The 16,567-nt window shown below is 38.8% G+C and carries 12 protein-coding genes; 8 read left to right on the top strand and 4 right to left on the bottom strand.

Going from position 1 to position 16,567, the window contains the following annotated elements; translation table 11 throughout:
* Positions 1-49: 49 nt before the first annotated feature.
* Together solA and BUF13_RS10120 are read right to left on the bottom strand one after the other, a co-directional pair.
* The gene (solA, locus tag BUF13_RS10125; RefSeq protein ID WP_073571642.1) at positions 50-1,168 is read right to left on the bottom strand and encodes an N-methyl-L-tryptophan oxidase; all 1,119 of its coding nucleotides are present in this window, start codon (positions 1,166-1,168) and stop codon (positions 50-52) included.
* Positions 1,169-1,347: 179 nt separating this feature from the next.
* A complete protein-coding gene (locus BUF13_RS10120; RefSeq protein WP_073571641.1) occupies positions 1,348-1,947 on the bottom strand; it encodes a hypothetical protein in 600 nt (199 codons plus the stop codon).
* A gap of 181 nt (positions 1,948-2,128) precedes the next feature.
* Between BUF13_RS10120 and BUF13_RS10115 the strand changes: the two genes are divergently transcribed.
* Positions 2,129-5,647, top strand: a complete 3,519-nt coding sequence (locus BUF13_RS10115) for a hypothetical protein (RefSeq protein ID WP_073571640.1) — start codon at positions 2,129-2,131, stop codon at positions 5,645-5,647.
* Complete coding sequence (locus BUF13_RS10110) at positions 5,644-6,837, top strand: tetratricopeptide repeat protein (RefSeq protein WP_073571639.1); 1,194 nt, start codon at positions 5,644-5,646, stop codon at positions 6,835-6,837. The genes BUF13_RS10115 and BUF13_RS10110 overlap by 4 nt, the downstream gene beginning before the upstream one ends.
* On the opposite strand, the gene BUF13_RS10105 is transcribed toward BUF13_RS10110, so the two are convergent.
* The gene (locus BUF13_RS10105; RefSeq protein ID WP_073571638.1) at positions 6,834-8,060 is read right to left on the bottom strand and encodes an FtsX-like permease family protein; all 1,227 of its coding nucleotides are present in this window, start codon (positions 8,058-8,060) and stop codon (positions 6,834-6,836) included. The genes BUF13_RS10110 and BUF13_RS10105 overlap by 4 nt on opposite strands.
* 9 nt (positions 8,061-8,069) lie before the next feature.
* Positions 8,070-8,450, bottom strand: coding sequence for a 30S ribosome-binding factor RbfA (rbfA, locus tag BUF13_RS10100; protein ID WP_073571637.1), 381 nt, complete (start codon positions 8,448-8,450; stop codon positions 8,070-8,072).
* 82 nt (positions 8,451-8,532) lie between these two features.
* Between rbfA and BUF13_RS10095 the strand changes: the two genes are divergently transcribed.
* The 6 genes from BUF13_RS10095 to BUF13_RS10070 all read left to right on the top strand — a co-directional run bounded on the left by BUF13_RS10095 (position 8,533) and on the right by BUF13_RS10070 (position 16,553).
* Entirely contained in the window at positions 8,533-9,921 is a 1,389-nt protein-coding gene (locus BUF13_RS10095) for a hypothetical protein (RefSeq protein ID WP_073571636.1), read from the top strand.
* A 271-nt stretch (positions 9,922-10,192) separates the two neighbouring features.
* On the top strand, positions 10,193-11,362 hold the full coding sequence (locus BUF13_RS10090; RefSeq protein ID WP_134204367.1) for a hypothetical protein: 1,170 nt from the start codon (positions 10,193-10,195) through the stop codon (positions 11,360-11,362).
* A gap of 249 nt (positions 11,363-11,611) precedes the next feature.
* Positions 11,612-12,220, top strand: a complete 609-nt coding sequence (locus tag BUF13_RS10085) for a Pvc16 family protein (protein WP_073571634.1) — start codon at positions 11,612-11,614, stop codon at positions 12,218-12,220.
* Positions 12,217-13,347 (top strand): hypothetical protein, encoded by a 1,131-nt coding sequence (locus BUF13_RS10080; protein WP_073571633.1) that lies wholly within the window; start codon positions 12,217-12,219, stop codon positions 13,345-13,347. Before BUF13_RS10085 ends, BUF13_RS10080 begins: the two co-directional genes overlap by 4 nt.
* 11 nt (positions 13,348-13,358) lie before the next feature.
* Complete coding sequence (locus tag BUF13_RS10075) at positions 13,359-15,074, top strand: phage tail sheath family protein (RefSeq protein WP_073571632.1); 1,716 nt, start codon at positions 13,359-13,361, stop codon at positions 15,072-15,074.
* 30 nt (positions 15,075-15,104) lie between these two features.
* A complete protein-coding gene (locus BUF13_RS10070; protein WP_073571631.1) occupies positions 15,105-16,553 on the top strand; it encodes a phage tail sheath family protein in 1,449 nt (482 codons plus the stop codon).
* Positions 16,554-16,567 lie beyond the last annotated feature (14 nt).

The raw sequence follows: 16,567 nt of genomic DNA, 5'->3' as shown, positions 1-16,567 counted from the left end.
GCAAAAATAGGCCTTTTAAGGAGAAAAAAGAGGAATTATGGAATAAGTGTCAACTTGAGGAAAGAATCCTTTCTGCTAACTCTTCTCCTAAGGCTGCTGAGTGCTTAAATCCATGGCCAGAACATGCAGAAACCATTAATGCCTCTGATACTGAAGGGTGCTGTTTTAAAACAAATTTGGAATCACTCCTCACAGTATAAAAACATACTTCAGACTTCAAAAATTGATCTTTTAGTCCAAAAATCCTCCCTTTTACTTTTTCTTTCCAGAATGTCTCCTGCTCTTCTTTTGAAACGGATCTATCCAGATCATTCGGATGGGAAGTTTCAAGAAACGATTCAGAAGCCATCTTGATCGACCGACCATCCTGGGTGGGAAAGCCATAAATGAAGTCCTCCGGATTTTTTCCAAAACCCCACATAAATACTGGAGACTTCTCGAAATGAGAATATCCCTCCTCAATTTCAACCCAATGCAATACTTGCCGACAAATCTTATAACCTAACTTTTCTTCTTTTGGCAGAAAATCTTTGATCCATCCTCCAGCTGAAATCAATACCTTTTTCGCCTCAATTTGATATTCTTTCAGATCAAGAATTACTGAACCATTCTTTGTACTGATTGAATTTACAGGGGAATAGACCTTGATTTCTGCTCCATTCTTACTGGCCAACTCGAGTTGAGTTTGGATAATTCTTTCAGGAAAAACTATACCAGCCGAAGGTTCAATATAGGCCTTCTCCGTCTCCTCCAAGAGGAATTGGGGATACTTCGCTTTCAATTCACTTGGGTTCCAAATTGAATGAGGAATCAGCGATGATTTCGCTATATCAACTGTTTTTTGGAAAAATCCATCACCTCCATGTTTACCCCAAGGAGTGGTGCCCGAATCCATCAAAATCCCTCCGCAAGGATCCAGAAGTTGAATTTGAGTCTCAGCCTCCAAGGTTCTCCATATTTCTTGGGATCTTTTGGCATAGCTCACATACTCCTCTCCCTCTCCTACTGCCAATCTGGTAATCCTGGTTTCACCATGGGAAGATCCCATAAAATGGGGCGGATCAAAGCGATCTAACCCAATCACCTTCTTTCCTGATTTCGATAAAAAATATAATGCAGCTGAACCGACTGCTCCTAGTCCTATTACGGCAATGTCTACCTTTTTCATAAGGCTGTTTTTTCGAAAATAAGGAAAGGCCCTCAAACCTTTTCACAGACTATTTAAAAAAATAAATGCCAACATGGAAAGTTGGGAAATCCCTTTTCCATATTGGCACAAATATTTTTATCGAGATTAGTTACTATTAAATCCAATCTCAAGCTCCTGAGGAAATTCAGGGCAAACTTCTACGCTTTGCCCATTTGGGCATCGATGAGCTCTCTTTTCAGTTTGCGCTCACGATCCAAGGTGTTCTTTCTGTGCTGATCAAATTCCTCTTGCACTTCTTCCAAATCTTTTTGGGCTTTTCTGATCTTTTTGAAGCTTCTGAAATACTGGAAAGAGAAGAAACCCAACGCGATTGCTAAGGCTCCTACCAATAACCACATGAAGGAAGAGTAAACCGCTTTATGAATCCCAATTCCGAAAATTGTGAAATTATCCTTCGCAGCAATCGCCTCTTGCTTTTCAGTCTCGGTCTGACCCAGAACCTGATTTAATGAAGAAATCGAATCGTTTTTACTTCCAATCTGAGTTTTCAACTGCAAAACTTCAGATCTCATAGTTTTCATGGAATCCAAAATATTAGATTGAAGCTTGTCCAAATTGCTTCGCTTGACCACTTTGTATTCCTGAAAATTATTAGAGACACTATAGATGTAATCAAATTGGGAATCGATGGTCCCTGAGTTGAGAGAACCTTTGGATTCAGCGGACTCCTGAGCCTGAATGTTTGCAGTACTGATTAGGAAGATACCGAACAATAAGCCGAGGGCAATTTTTTTCATGATTGGGGAATTATGTTACTTATTGGGTGAGGCAGCAGAAATTCAATAAACGTGCCTTAAGACACAAAAATAGGCTGTTTTTTTTAAACTCTGGCACTTATACGGAATTGAATAAAATCTTACAAATTGATTTTCAGCAATTTACTGAGTAAATTAAAATGTTTACCTGACATTTTTTTCGATGAGATTAAAGACCCTAAAAGTCTGGCTTTTTTTACTACCTATCATTGGCATCATAGGAGTATTTCTTTTTGTCCAATCCAACAAAAACATTTCAGAGCTAGAAGAGCAGCACTTACGAAGTGTGGAGGCAATCCGAAATGACATCCTTTTAGCTCTACCAGATTATTACAGCCGAGTTGAGGGATATATTCTGAGGGAAGCTTTTGCGATGGATCCTGATTCCACATTTCAAATTAACGCAAGCGGGATTCGAGATCTCTTAAAAGGGTTTGAGCCAGATATTCAGTCCATTCGATTTGGAACCTTGGACAATCCAACAACTGAAAAAATAAGCTTGGAAGGAAACAGATTGACTGTTAGCGATCTTACACTAGCCATTCCGGTATCTACTATTCAGCAAATCAACAATCTAGCTTTTTACGAAAAATTTGAAGCGCAATCCATCAGTTTCCCTGAAACTCTCATTGTCACCATTTCATTTGATATTGGTCTTTTGCTCCGCAAACAAGAGAATAACAAAATCTTCGATAAATTCTTTTTGACAGATCAAGATGGAAATGTAATCTATCCCAATTCTGATTTTGGACAGGAAATATTTAAACCTCATGTCATTCGTCAAGATAGTGTCGGAAAAATTCACTCTGGAGTATATTTCGAAGAAGTCGAATATTCTGGGAATCAAAACCGGTTCTATGTTGCACCCATCCCATTAGAAAATCTTCAATTGTTCGCTGTAGGAACAATCAACCAGAATCATTTTTTAAAAGTAGGTCTTCGGCTCAATTTCAAACTTTTGAGCACTTTAATTTTCTTTTTAATTCTTTTAATCGCCTCAGTCCCCATTCTAGGGATTTTAAATCTTAGTAAAGGTGACAATCTAACCCAGACCAAAGTGCTCCAATTGGGGATTTCTTTAATGGGTTTGACTCTGATTTTGGGTTTCGCTATCTCTTTTTTCAAAAACCAACCAGACCCAGTAGAAAATTCAATTGCTCAGCAAACTCAGATTGAAGAGGATTTAAATAACAAACTGGTCAATTACAATTCAGCTCTTTCGGATTGGAACAACAACGAAAAAGTATTGCTCCCATTCAATGAGTTTATCCTTTTTGAATCCAACGGTTTGGCAAAAACAATAATCTTCAAACATGATTCATTAACCTTCAACTTTAATAAGGAAAAATCTCCCGTGGATCTTCGAACCAGGGCCTACTTCACCTATTTTAATTCTGGTACTTCAGGAAAAAATCATTTTTTGAACTCCCATTATAGCAGAGGCAATGGAGAATTAGAATCGGTCATTTCTATGCTAAACAAAGACGGGGATGTGACTGCAGTGACCTTCGGGCTAAATTCACTGGAAAAATTGAAAGACCAATATCGCTATTTGGTGATTAAAGAAGACGGAACAATCCTCCACAAAAGCGACAAGATCACCTCGCCTATTTCTAATCTAAAAGAAGGTGTAAATGCTAACTCATGGGTTGAAATCGAAACCTTAATGAAGAAGAATAGAGATGAAAGCCAACACAAAGCTATAGAGGTTCCACTGTACCTTATTGGCAATCATTACACTGGGGTTTTATCTCAGATTTCTGGGCAAAAGTTTGATCAGCCGATTTGGCTTTTCTTCCTAGTCAATCACAATGTCGCCCATGTTTTTTCCTCCTTGACATCTTTAGAGGCCATTATTCTCCTTGCATTCTATTTTCTTTCACTGATTTTCAATCTGATCCTCCAAAAGTTTTCAAAGGATCTCACTACCGACTTTGGTTTCAAAATATTCTTTTTTGACTGGCTAAAGCCAACCAAAAACAATTTGCATAAACTCCAATATCTATCAGTCGCATATTTTCTTTTTGCTGGATTGTTGTTGGCAATTTATTATCTGGAGAAACTCAACCACATTCAATTAGTCGCCACACTGGTCTTTTCATCGTCATTGATCTCATTTATCAATTTGGCGACTTCCAAACTATCCAAAAAAGAAACTGAAGCCAATCAACCTTTGATTCCTCCATATTCTTTACCAACCCTTGTCTATTCAGTTCTATTAGGAGTAATCTTCGTAAAATATGATTTGGTAAGCTCCATCACAGCCTTAATCCTCCAATTTGCTTCCGCCTTGATCATTCTCATTTGGGTTTTGAAAGTCCGAGGAAAAGATTTGGTAAAAAATTTAATAGCACCTAACCAAGCATTGCCCACGTTTTTGATCTCTTGGTTTTTGGTGATTGGTTTTATCCCTGGATATTTGATTCAGTCCAAAACTCAACTTTTCGAAAGTCAAATTTGGGATGGAAGAAACCAAATTGATGACAAATTACAAACCACCAGATTCAAGGAATATGAGGAAGCTAGGAGATCTTTGATGGTCGCCTTAACAGACCCTTTTGATCCAAAGATCAAGGAATTTATTGCTCCTGACCAAAAATCTTTTGAAGCGGCTTGGGCAGGTAGCGCAGGCAATTTGAGACTTGATTGGAATTTACTCTATCTGGCATTGATTCTTGGTCTTTTAGCTTCCCTGATCTATTATTTACAAAAAATCATCTTCTTTTCATTCGAGGAGGAATATGAAGATGACTTCGAAAGCTCTGAGCAACTATTATACATCTGTAGTATCGACTCTTCTCACCTAGAGGAGATTGTAGGAAAGGTGTTTTCTCAAATTGATGAGAATTTAGAAACTATCGATTTCTTGATAGAAACACTGGATTGGCAATTCAAACTGGACGAAACCAAAGACGTTTATATCCTCAAAAATTACCACTGTCTTGCCGACCCATTAGATAGCATTCCTATTTTGGAGCGTCTTCATGATTTGGAAAAGAAAATCTGGATTTGCTCAGGAAAACAATGGAAGGATATTTTCTCTAAGATTAAGGATCCATTGGACAAGGTTCGATTCTCAGAAACTTTTTCTGATTTTTCCTTCAAGTCATTGGCTATTAAAAATGAACCTATCTTAAAAGACACCTCTGAAGAAAAAACAGAAGTTTTACTCAAAAGTTTGAGACATAAAAAGGCATTTTATACTAATATGTGGACAGAAATGTCCTTTGAAGAAAAGATGGTCGCCTATGCCTATGCAAAAGAAGGCTTCTTCAATATCAATCGAAAAGAAGTCATGATAGGCTTAGCACAAAAAGGAATTTTAGTCCAAAAAAGTGCTGAATATGAACCGAAAAGAAAAACTAAGAATGATTCTTCATGGAAAGAATGGAGGTTATTTAGTCCGGTATTCCGAAAATATGTCCTAGATCATAGCACTGAAGAAGAGAAAGAAGCTTTCAAACGATATGAGAAAAAGAATGGAAACTCTAATTCCATACAGATTTCTTTGATCAGTTTTGTATTGATCTGTTTTGCCCTGATCGGTATTTTTGACAAAAATTTCTTTTCCGAAGCTTATACCTACCTAACCGGTTCTCTTGGTCTTTTAGGAAGCCTTTATGCACTTTTGGATCGTGGATTAGGTAGTTTGAAATTTGGAAAAAATTCTTCCAATTCATGAGATTAATTTTTCTTGGTATTATCTTTTTAATAGCTGGCTATTCATTTGCCCAAGACCGATCCGACTTCGAAAAAGCGGTTGCTACCTACAATCAAGGGGATTATGAAAGTGCCTATTTAATGATGGATGATTGGCTACGAGTTTATTCAAGGGATCCTCAGGGATACTTTTATCTAGGTCAGATTTATGAGCAATTTGACGGTCCTAGCCTAAATCTAGCATTGGAGAATTATCAAAAAGCCTTGAGTTTGGATCCCGAATTGGCTGAAGCCTATTTGGCTAGAGGAAGGCTTTATCTCAGATTAAAAAGATTCCAAGATGCCGAAAATGATTTCTTATCCTACAGACAAATCCCAAAAGGTGAGACAACCCAAATCATTTATCGTAAAAGCTCAACAGACAAAGGGGTTTCTGGAATTTTCACTGCCCAAAGTCCCAATCCATCTCAAATCCTCTATCATCTGGCCCTTGCCAAAATAGGGATGGAGGATTATGCTGGAGCAAAAACACTTTTAGACTCCGCAATCTATTATACACCTAATGAATCCGATTTCTGGGCTGAAAAAGGCCATGTCGAGATGAAGCAAAATCAGACAGAAAATGCGCTTAAGTCACTTCATCAAGCTGTTGAAATCAACCCGGACCACTTTCTGGCTAGACAGCGGATCAATATTCTGGAAAAGGGAGAAAATGTCGATCAACTGGAGGAGCTTACCTTGGCTATCGCCAAAGATCCAGAAGACCCACAAGGCTGGAAAATTCGTGGTTTTTATAAATTCTCTCAAAATGACTGGGAAGGAGCTATTGAAGACTATACTGAAGCCATACAGATCTTACCGGAGGATTCAGAAGGCTGGTTCTACCGAGCCAAAGCTTACGCGAAACTTAAAAATTGGGAGGCTGCAGAAGCTGATTTTGAAGAGGTCATTTTTATAAATGAGCAAGATCCTGAAGCTCTTTTGGGTAGAGGTCAATCTCGCTATTATCTCAACAGGCCGGAAGAAGCTCTTGCTGATTTTATTCAATTAATTGCCATAGACCCCTCTAATCCGTCCGCATATTACCATCGTGGAATCACTCTTTATCGATTAGACAAAAGCCAAGAGGCATGCGATGATCTCAATAAAGCCCTAGAGTTTGGAATGCCTGGGATAGAAGAAATCCAGAAGAAAATCTGTGGAGAAAATTAAAGTTCAGTAATCGTATTGACTTTGGAAGCGATATGAGCAGGTCTCCAGGATGCCAACATGGTAATAGCTATAACTGAGATGCTGATCCAGATAAAGTCTGACCAAACCACCTTGACAGGATAAGAATCTACCACAGCAGACGAAATTCCCAATGATACCAAACCGAAATATTGTTGGGCCAAACAAATTAAATATCCCAAAACCAATCCTACCAAAGCCCCTGAAAAAGCAATCAAAGCTCCTTGTTTCAGGAAAATTTTTCGAATCAATCGGTCGGGAGCTCCCATAGCTTTGAGAACAGCTATATCTTTTTTCTTTTCGATAGCCAACATACTTAGAGAAAAGAAAATATTGAAAGAAGCGATCGCAAGGATAAATGTCAGAGTTAAAAAAACGAAGAGCTTTTCAAGTTTCACCGTTCTCAAGAGTCCAGCATGCTGCTCATCTGTGTTTTTTACTGAAAAATCTTCTCCCAAATGCTCTTTCAATCGATCCTGTACATCAGATATGGAATATCCATCAGCAACTTTGACTTCCAAAGAGGTCCTTCGGTCTCCATAATTCAATAAATCCCTGGTAAAATGTAGGGGAGCGATGATGTATTCATCATCAAATTGTCTCTCCACAGAAAAGAATGCCACTGGATCCAAAAAATCTGAGGAGTACATTTGACTAGGATCTAAAGAGCCTGCACTTCTTGGTGCTTTTGGATAAAACACCTTCAGTGGAATATTAATATCTTTCAGATTGACCGAAAGAAAAAATCCAACTCCTCGACCCAATATGGCGGCTGGTCTTTTATCCGTTCCCAAAGTAGTATCGCCCCAGAAATAGCCTTTTGAGAAGCGGTTTTGATCCAAGAAATTGTCTGAAACACCTTTGATGGTTCCGACGAGCTGGTTTCCGTTATAATCTAAAAGTGCATTATCCTCGATAACTTCAGTCAAGATTGCAACTCCTTCGATATCTCGGATACCACCTAGCCAATCCTCTGATACTTCAAAACTTTTCCCCAAAGTCGCCTCCACTTTCAACTCAGCATCAAAACTTGAGAAAATCTCCCGGATAAGGTCCTCCAAACCGTTAAAAACAGACATGACTATGACCAATGCCATAGTTCCCACTGCAACACCCACCATAGAAATGGTGGATAAAACAGTAATGAAATTCCGCTTTTTCTTACTTCGGAAATACCGAGCCGCTATGAAGTAACTTAGATTCAAGTTTCGAATTTAATCTTCTTCTTCGTCTTCCTCTTCTGGAGCGGCAGGAATATTTAATCCAGAAATGACCTTATCCATATGCTGGGCATAAGAGGCTGATTCATCAGGGAAGAACGCCAACTCAGGAATAATTCTTACCGATTTCCCGATTCTTTTGCTCAGATAAAGTCTTACTTCCTTTTTATGATCATTGATCAACTCCAAAGTAGCAGCAGGATCAGCAAGCAAGAAACTTAAATAAGTCTTGGCGACACTTAAGTCTGGACTGACCATTACTCGGGTCACTGTGACCATTGCTTTTCCGATCAAATGTCTGGCTTCCTTTTGGAAGATCTCTCCCAGTTCCTTTTGGATTAATTTTGCGTGTTTTTGTTGTCTTTTACTTTCCATATAAAGTATTTGTGGTACAAATTTAGCGAAATACTTGGGCAAGCTTTAATTTCGGGCCTTAGCTTCAAAAATACCCTATATCTTGTTTCAATTTTTCAAAGTAAACGACCCATTTAGAATAATCGGATTATTTCTATTTCTGATTATTTGGACTGTCGTCTATTTAGTGTTTTCGAATTTCCCTCTGACCTCCACTCAACTCAATTGGATGCTATTGGGAGAGCGTTTGGGCGATGGATACTTTCTATATCAACATATTCTTGATGATACCGGACCACTTTCCGGAGGGTTCTTCTTTATTATGGATTTCCTTTTTGGAAGGAGCCCATTGGCATTAGAGCTATTTGGTAGGGCATTGGTGTTTTTTCAAGTAATTTATTGGAATAGAACTCTCATTAAATATCGGGTTTTTGATGAAAACACTTATTTGCCAGGAATCATCATGCTCGCCTTGTTTCACCTGAACTTCGACATGTTGAGTATTTCCCCAGCATTGTTGGGAGGTACCTTTTTGATGCTGGCATTGTCCCAGCTTTTTTCACAAACACTACTCCAGAAAGACAGTAGTGAGTCTACTTTATTGATCGGGATCTATGGCGGAATTGCGACAGGATTTCATCCGATTTACATTCTATTTCTACCATTTTTGATTTTTGGAGGCATTGCTATAAGTGGATTTACATTTAGGCAGCTACTCCTTTCATTAACAGGATATTTCCTTCCAATTCTTTTGATTTCAGTGTTTTACTACTGGAATAATGGACTGGATGAAGCCTTTGAAGTATGGCCTTTGATCTTCTTCTCTGAGAAATACTATTATCAATCTTTGGTTTCTTGGGGGATCTTGGCTGCATTTCCAGTTCTACTGGCTGTCATCGGCTTTTTCATCAGTTCGGTACTCCGAGGAGCCACTATCAACCAACAAAAACAAAGGCAGCTCATGGTGGTTTGGGTCATCATTTCTTGCATAGGAGTGATCTTTTCAAAACGTCAGGCTTCTTTCCAATGGGTGATTCTTTTGCCAGGTTTGAGTTACTTAATTACTCAGTTTTTCCTCAACATTAAAAATCGGAAAATTATTAGTCCAGCATTTTATTTACTAGTCATTGGGGTGCCTGTATTGAGCTGGTGGTATATGAATCAGGAAATCCAAAAAGAGTCAACTTATTTCGTCAAGGAAACCAATTCTACTGAATACATGGGAAAAGGAATAATGGTTCTCGGAGATGATTTGAGTCCATATAGATATGGAATTTTTGAAGGGCCATTTCTAAACTTTCATCTCAGCAAACTATTCCTGGAAAAAGAGAGAAGTCTACCTCAACGCGCTAAACTTTTCCAGATGATCAAAGGACAAAGTCCCGAAATCATTTTGGATCAGGAAGGCGAGTTTGCCAAACTACTTATAGACTATCCAGAATTGGAAAGAGAATATCAAGTGGTATCTCCAGGGAAGTACCAAATCAAGTAAGTCCCAATCATTTGTAAAACAGCGCCTTAAATAGTAAATTCAGGAATTGTTTCAATTTTTTACCTGAATTTTTATGGATACTGTTCAATCGATTTTAAATCAATTTTCCCCAACTGAAAAAGAACAATTATTTAAGATAGCTTCTAGTAGGAATAGCCCCAACTCAAAAAAATTAAAGCTATTTCAGCTGATCCTTGAAAAGCCACAAAGCTCAGATTCGTTTTATTCTCAAAAAATCTATGGAATTGGAGAAAAAAAGGCTTTCCCTCAATTGAAAAAAAGGCTCAAAGATGAAATCGAGGAAATCATGGTTTTGGTGAAGCCAAATAGGTTACCTGACAAATGCCACCATCGAATCCAATGTCTGGAATTGATTCTCCAAAGCCAATTAATCTTATCAAGAGGATTGAAAAATGAGGGGGCAAAACTTTTAGAAAAATGTCTAAAATCGGCTGTTGACTATCAATTCCATGACCTAGTCTTAACTATTTTTTCAATTGCTCAGGACAACGATATCCCAGAGGTTCTTTCCAAAAAGGATTTCCCCAAAATTGAAATTGCCATCAAAAGTCATTTACAAAACTTGGTCAACCAATTTCAAAATGAAACTCCGGTAGGAAAATCAGAGTCAAAAAATGAGCTTTTGTCAAAGCTAGTTCATCAAATCAATTCAAATAATGAACACTGGAGACTAGTAAATTCTATCAGGAGCTCAATCATTGACGATAATTTGGAGGAAGGACTTTCAATCATAAATGGGGTCGAACCTCAGGAAATATATCAAGAGGAAGACTCTACTGTTTACTGGCAATTTCTCTTAGCGAAAATGGAGCTTCTTATTCTTCAAAAAAACTACAAGGAGGTTTGTCGGATTTGTCAGGAACACAATAGTAATACAAAACATGATTTGGAGGCACCTGCGGAGTTTTTCCAGTTTTATTTCCTTGCTCATTTTTACCAAGCCCATTGGGAACAAGCCCAAAGCATTATTAAGAACCATTTTCTACCTTTTTTTCCTGATCAAAACTGGAAGTGGCAATATTGGTTAGCATTGATCAAGTTGAAACAAAAGGAATATCCACATTCATTGAAACTCTTGCATGCAAGTCAGTCTGAATTAAAAAAATCAACTCAATATTATCTGGCTTCCAAACTTTTTGAAATCATTATTTTAATCGAACAAGGAGATCAAGATTGGTTAGAATATAAAATTGAAAATTACCGGAAACTCCTCTCCAGGTGGAAAAATGTTGCAAGTCAAAGAATCATATTAGCATTTCAGACTATAAACAAACTATATGGTTCTGGTAGCAAATCCAGGAAACAATCCGATTCTGATTTAGAAAATATTTATGCCTGGGAAAAATCTTGTTCATGGGATCCGTTTGGTTTTGAACTAATCAGGCTGGACAATTGGATTATTTCTAGGCAATTTTCATGAATCTTATGAATCATGGTATAATTCTATTTTCCCGAAAAAACCCAAAATTTTGAGAGGCCTAAACCCTAAGGTTTTGAGAGGTTATTATTATTATCAGGACTCCACTTAATTACCTCATTATCATTTATTTATATTTCATTAAGATTGATTTTCCGAGTTATTTTTTGATTTTTTTTCCTAACAATCAACTATTTATCTATCTAACTTAAGTCCAAGTATTAAGCTTTTTGATTTTGACTTTTAGAATTTATGCTTCATTCAGTTTTAGAATTTTTGACCCAAGAGATCAATGGGTTTATCAAATTAAAAGTAGGTGATCCCTCACAAGACCGAATTTATTTATCCGGAGTAACCAACGAAACAGGGATTGCAATTCCTGACCAATCATTAGGACTTTCACTTATAAATATTGAGGAGGAACGAACTGCAAAAGAGCAGCAAAGCAAATTCATCAATTCGGTAGGAAAAGTAGAGAAGAGGAATCCAGAAATTCTCCTGAATCTATATGTATTGATCACAGCCAATTTTCAAAACAAGGCCCAATTGAATGATACTGATGATTATGTCGAGGGGCTCAAGCAATTGAGCTATGCCATTGCATTTTTTCAAAGCAAAAATGTCTTTACCCCAGAAAATAGTCCAGCAATGGCTGGATTTGATCCCAACCTAAAAAAGATCGTGGTAGAGCTTTACAGTTACTCATTCGAGCAGCTTTACAACTTCTGGTCAGTGGTAGGAGCTAAATATCTGCCGAGTGTTCTTTACAAAATCAAAACTATCCAGATCCAGGAAAATGCCATTCAGGAAAGTGGAGATCCAATCGAACAAATTTTTCTCAATTCACTCCATAAGTCATGAATATCATTTATTCCCGATTATTTGAATTGAGCATTTTGCATGATTATTTCCAAGATGGATTTGCAAAAGGGATTCATCTAGCTCCAACTGAAGAAACCCAATGGCTTTTATCCAAAGGAAGAATGATTTCGAGGGAAACGCCAACTGGCCTGGTTGTTCTATATAAGGCTGAAGATGATCTCACCACTCCTTTGGTACCCTTGACGTCTCCAATAGATTTCTATTTTTTCATCCATCTTCAAGGTGGTCCTAATTTCTTTGGAATAACAGATTTGTCAGAAGGGTCCAGAAAACTAAAAAATCAAGAAATTGTATCGTTTAGCAATGATCCTTCTTCTGCATCCAATGACTCCGCTAGTCCTGAAAATATATCATTATCAATTTGGGATGGGATTATAGCAAAACATACAAGCCAAAGGGTCACTTTAAATCCAACTCCAAGCAAAGTGATTTTAAGGGTTTTGGATCCAGTAGGGAATTCCATACCATCTGGATTGGATGCAAATGGAAACCCCTCGCCTCTGGATATGGAGTTAACTCCCGATGATCAGGATCATTTTTCTTTTGAAATAAACCTCTCCGGAAAATCGGAGGGTAATTACACTTTCCTATTAAGGGATGAAGGTGATACGACTGACCTTTGGAAGAAAGAGTACTTTTTAACTGAAAAAGTATTTGGGTCACGGGCTTTGGGAGTTGTCAAAATCAGCTATGCATCGGCACCAAACCACTTATATGGCACCAAAGAATTCTATGCTTTAGACTTCAAAAGAAAATCCACCAAATGGCTTTATTATATCGTCAGTCAGTCTAACAAGGTAGACGTATCATCTGCTCAGCTTGCTATTTCGGACAAGAGTGCCCCTGTAACTCCACCTTATGCTCTTTATGCTTTTGATCAAATAGGTGCTGCTCCCAATACAGACATTAAAATAAACGATTCGGATACGGTCTTATTCAAATCACAAGACCCTATTCCATTTTTTGAAGTACCAAAGATAAAATTGGAACTCAGCAGGAAACCCGGAAACAAAGTTCTCATTTCCAACATGCCCAATCCTTCATCCAGCAATATTCAAAAGGTAGATCTAGGTGAAGAAATTTCAGAAATCTATGTATACATCTAATCCAATAAATCATGGCAGAATATAAAACCCCTGGGGTGTACATTCAGGAGATATCCACCCTTCCAGCATCCATCGTACCGGTAGCTACTGCCATCCCGGCATTTGTAGGGTATACTCGCAGTAGAATCAGAAACGGAGCCACATTTGGAGTTAATATTCCTACTAGAGTCACATCATACTTGGAATACCTCCAGATTTTTGGAGAATCTTTTTATGAACTGTATACTGTTACTATTACTGATGGCCCGGTCATTACAATTACCGACCCTACAGAATTTTCACAATACTTGATGACTTATCAGGTTTACCTCTATTTCGCAAATGGTGGAGGTCCTTGTTGGATTGTTTCAGTTGGTGATTTTGTAGCAACTCCTACTGGAGATGATATAGATGTGGCAGATTTATTGGCAGGACTGGGCGTTTTGGAGGAAGAAGATGAACCCACTTTGTTGGTAGTTCCTGAAGCAGTTCATTTATCAGACATCAACAGAAAAAGCCTCCACGATCAGATGCTTGCTCAATGTGCAAAACTTCAGGATCGCTTTGCAATTTTTGATGCTCTCCATTATGATGGAAATACTGTAGTAGAAGATGGAGAGGATTTCCGAGCCGAAGTTGGAAGTTCCAATTTGAAATATGGTGCGTCCTATTATCCGGGGATGAAATCTATTTTGTATAGAAATTTTAATGAAAATTCCCTGATGATTCAAGATGATAGAGGTGGCATTGGTGCTGGTCCTCTTCAGGGAATCCCCTTAGCACAAGTAAACACAGGACAAGATTTTGCTTTTGCGACCATTAGAATTACCACTAATGCGAATGTTGCTGGAGATTCTTTTACCATTGGGGCGAATACTTTTACTGAAGGAGTAGAATTTGCATTAGCTGCTGGCCCAGCAACTACTGCTGATGCACTCTATGTGGCCATAAATACCGCTGCGGACCCTTTATATACTTCACAAAGAGATGGAGATACCATTACATTGACAGCAACAGCTCCAGCAGATGGAGGCGCAACGATTCCTTTAACTTACAACGATAATGGAGATGGAGGAGCTGTAATTTCAGGGGCAGGTACTTTTTCATGGGTTGCTCCAGACAAAACACTCTATTATGACATCCTTGCCATTTTACAAGGCAAACTATTAGAACTTTATCCTTCCGCTTCTGTTGCGGGAGTATATGCAAGGGTAGACTCCCAGAGAGGTGTTTGGAAAGCTCCAGCAAACGTAGATGTAAGATCCATTCTCCGTCCTTCCATACCGGTAAGCAATGAAGAACAAGGAACTCTAAATATTGATGCCACTTCTGGTAAATCCATCAATGTAATTCGCTTTTTCTCTGGAAAAGGAAATCTGGTATGGGGAGCGAGAACCTTAGCAGGCAATGACAATGAATGGAGATTTGTGCCTGTAAGAAGGCTATACATTTTTGTAGAAGAATCAGTCAAAAAAGCGACTGAGTTTGTAGTCTTCGAACCCAATGATGCCAATACTTGGCTGAGGGTAAAAACTATGATTGAAAACTTCCTTTCTAACCTCTGGAGAGATGGCGCTCTTGCCGGAGCTAAACCAGAACAGGCATTTTTTGTCAAAGTTGGCTTGGGTCAGACCATGACAGCTCTTGATATTTTGGAAGGAAGAATGAATGTAGAAATCGGACTGGCGGCAGTAAGACCGGCGGAATTTATCATCCTGAAATTCTCTCATAAGCTTCAGGAATCCTAATCAGTTTCGACAACCAAAAAACTTTTAATAATGGCCAATTACTCAACTCCTGGAGTTTATATAGAAGAAATCTCCACTCTCCCCGCATCCATAGCAGCGGTAGAGACTGCCATCCCGGCATTTATAGGTCATACTGACCTTGCCACCAAAAATGGCGAAGACGTTCGCGGAGTTCCAACCCGGATAACTTCCATGTTGGAATATGAATCAATTTTTGGAACAGCAAATACTGAATCAATTACAGTATCTATAGCAGATACTTACACAGGATCTGATGGTCAGCCGGCAACACTGGCTTCCAGAACGATCGCTGTAACTCCACCTACCCAAAGTGCATATAAAATGTACTATGCCCTCCGCTTGTTTTTTGACAATGGGGGCGGTCCATGTTACATCATTTCAGTGAATAATTTCACCGCTCCCCCGACTGTAGGTGACAGCACCACAGCCAATACATTATTGTGGGGATTGGCTGCCGTGGAAAAAGTGGACGAGCCAACAATGCTCTTGTTCCCAGATAATCTAACTGTAGCAAATGCAAAAACAGTCTATGAGGCAGCACTGGCACAATGTGCAAAGCTTCAAGACCGATTTACCGTCATGGATGTCAAAGAAAACACCACTGATCCTTTTGCCGATGCAGGGAATTTTAGAAATAATGGGATTGGAACTGGAAATCTCAAATATGGTGCAGCCTACTATCCGGACCTAAAAACTGCAATCCCTTTAGGATATGCTTCCAGCTCTGTAACTATCAATCAATCTGACAATTATATCGGAACAGGAACCCCAGCTCCAGCTATTGTAAATGCAGCGGATGGTTCCAATTTGGATGCTCTAGAAACAGCAGACCCAAGTCTTTTCAGATCTCTGACTGCTGAACTCGCAAAACAATATGCCAAAGCATCTCCATCTGGAGCGGTTGCTGGAGTTTATGCAAGAGTTGACAGCCAACGTGGGGTTTGGAAAGCACCTGCAAATGTAGATATCCGTTCAATCATTGGACCTGCAGTCAAAGTAACCCATGAGCAACAAGCAAGCTTAAACATTGACGCTTCTTCAGGAAAATCTATCAATGCCATTCGGTCCTTTACAGGTAAAGGAACCCTGATTTGGGGAGCGAGAACCCTAGCTGGGAACGACAATGAATGGAGATATGTCCCAGTTAGAAGACTTTTCATTTTCGTCGAGGAATCCGTCAAAAAAGCAACAGAATTTGTCGTGTTTGAACCCAACGATGCCAACACCTGGCTCAGGGTAAAAACAATGATTGAGAACTTCCTCTCAAAACTTTGGAGAGATGGCGCATTGGCTGGTGCCAAGCCAGAGCAAGCCTTTTTTGTAAAAGTGGGATTGGGAGTCACCATGACCGCCCAGGACATTTTAGAAGGCAGAATGAATGTAGAAATAGGAATGGCAGCTGTTCGTCCAGCGGAATTTATCATTCTTAAATTCTCTCATAAACTCCAAGAATCTTAACCTTTTTCAGAAAT

Source organism: Algoriphagus zhangzhouensis, from assembly GCF_900148515.1.
Lineage (GTDB): Bacteria > Bacteroidota > Bacteroidia > Cytophagales > Cyclobacteriaceae > Algoriphagus > Algoriphagus zhangzhouensis.
The sequence above is the reverse complement of the archived record's forward strand: the minus strand, read 5'-3'. Positions and strand labels throughout refer to the sequence as shown.

What these genes read in the sequence shown, in the direction of transcription:
- solA (WP_073571642.1), bottom strand. Translation starts at nt 1,168, where the DNA reads ATGAAAAAGGTAGACATTGCCGTAATAGGACTAGGAGCAGTCGGTTCA.
- BUF13_RS10120 (WP_073571641.1), bottom strand. Translation starts at nt 1,947, where the DNA reads ATGAAAAAAATTGCCCTCGGCTTATTGTTCGGTATCTTCCTAATCAGT.
- BUF13_RS10115 (WP_073571640.1), top strand. Translation starts at nt 2,129, where the DNA reads ATGAGATTAAAGACCCTAAAAGTCTGGCTTTTTTTACTACCTATCATT.
- BUF13_RS10110 (WP_073571639.1), top strand. Translation starts at nt 5,644, where the DNA reads ATGAGATTAATTTTTCTTGGTATTATCTTTTTAATAGCTGGCTATTCA.
- rbfA (WP_073571637.1), bottom strand. Translation starts at nt 8,450, where the DNA reads ATGGAAAGTAAAAGACAACAAAAACACGCAAAATTAATCCAAAAGGAA.
- BUF13_RS10085 (WP_073571634.1), top strand. Translation starts at nt 11,612, where the DNA reads ATGCTTCATTCAGTTTTAGAATTTTTGACCCAAGAGATCAATGGGTTT.
- BUF13_RS10080 (WP_073571633.1), top strand. Translation starts at nt 12,217, where the DNA reads ATGAATATCATTTATTCCCGATTATTTGAATTGAGCATTTTGCATGAT.
- BUF13_RS10075 (WP_073571632.1), top strand. Translation starts at nt 13,359, where the DNA reads ATGGCAGAATATAAAACCCCTGGGGTGTACATTCAGGAGATATCCACC.
- BUF13_RS10070 (WP_073571631.1), top strand. Translation starts at nt 15,105, where the DNA reads ATGGCCAATTACTCAACTCCTGGAGTTTATATAGAAGAAATCTCCACT.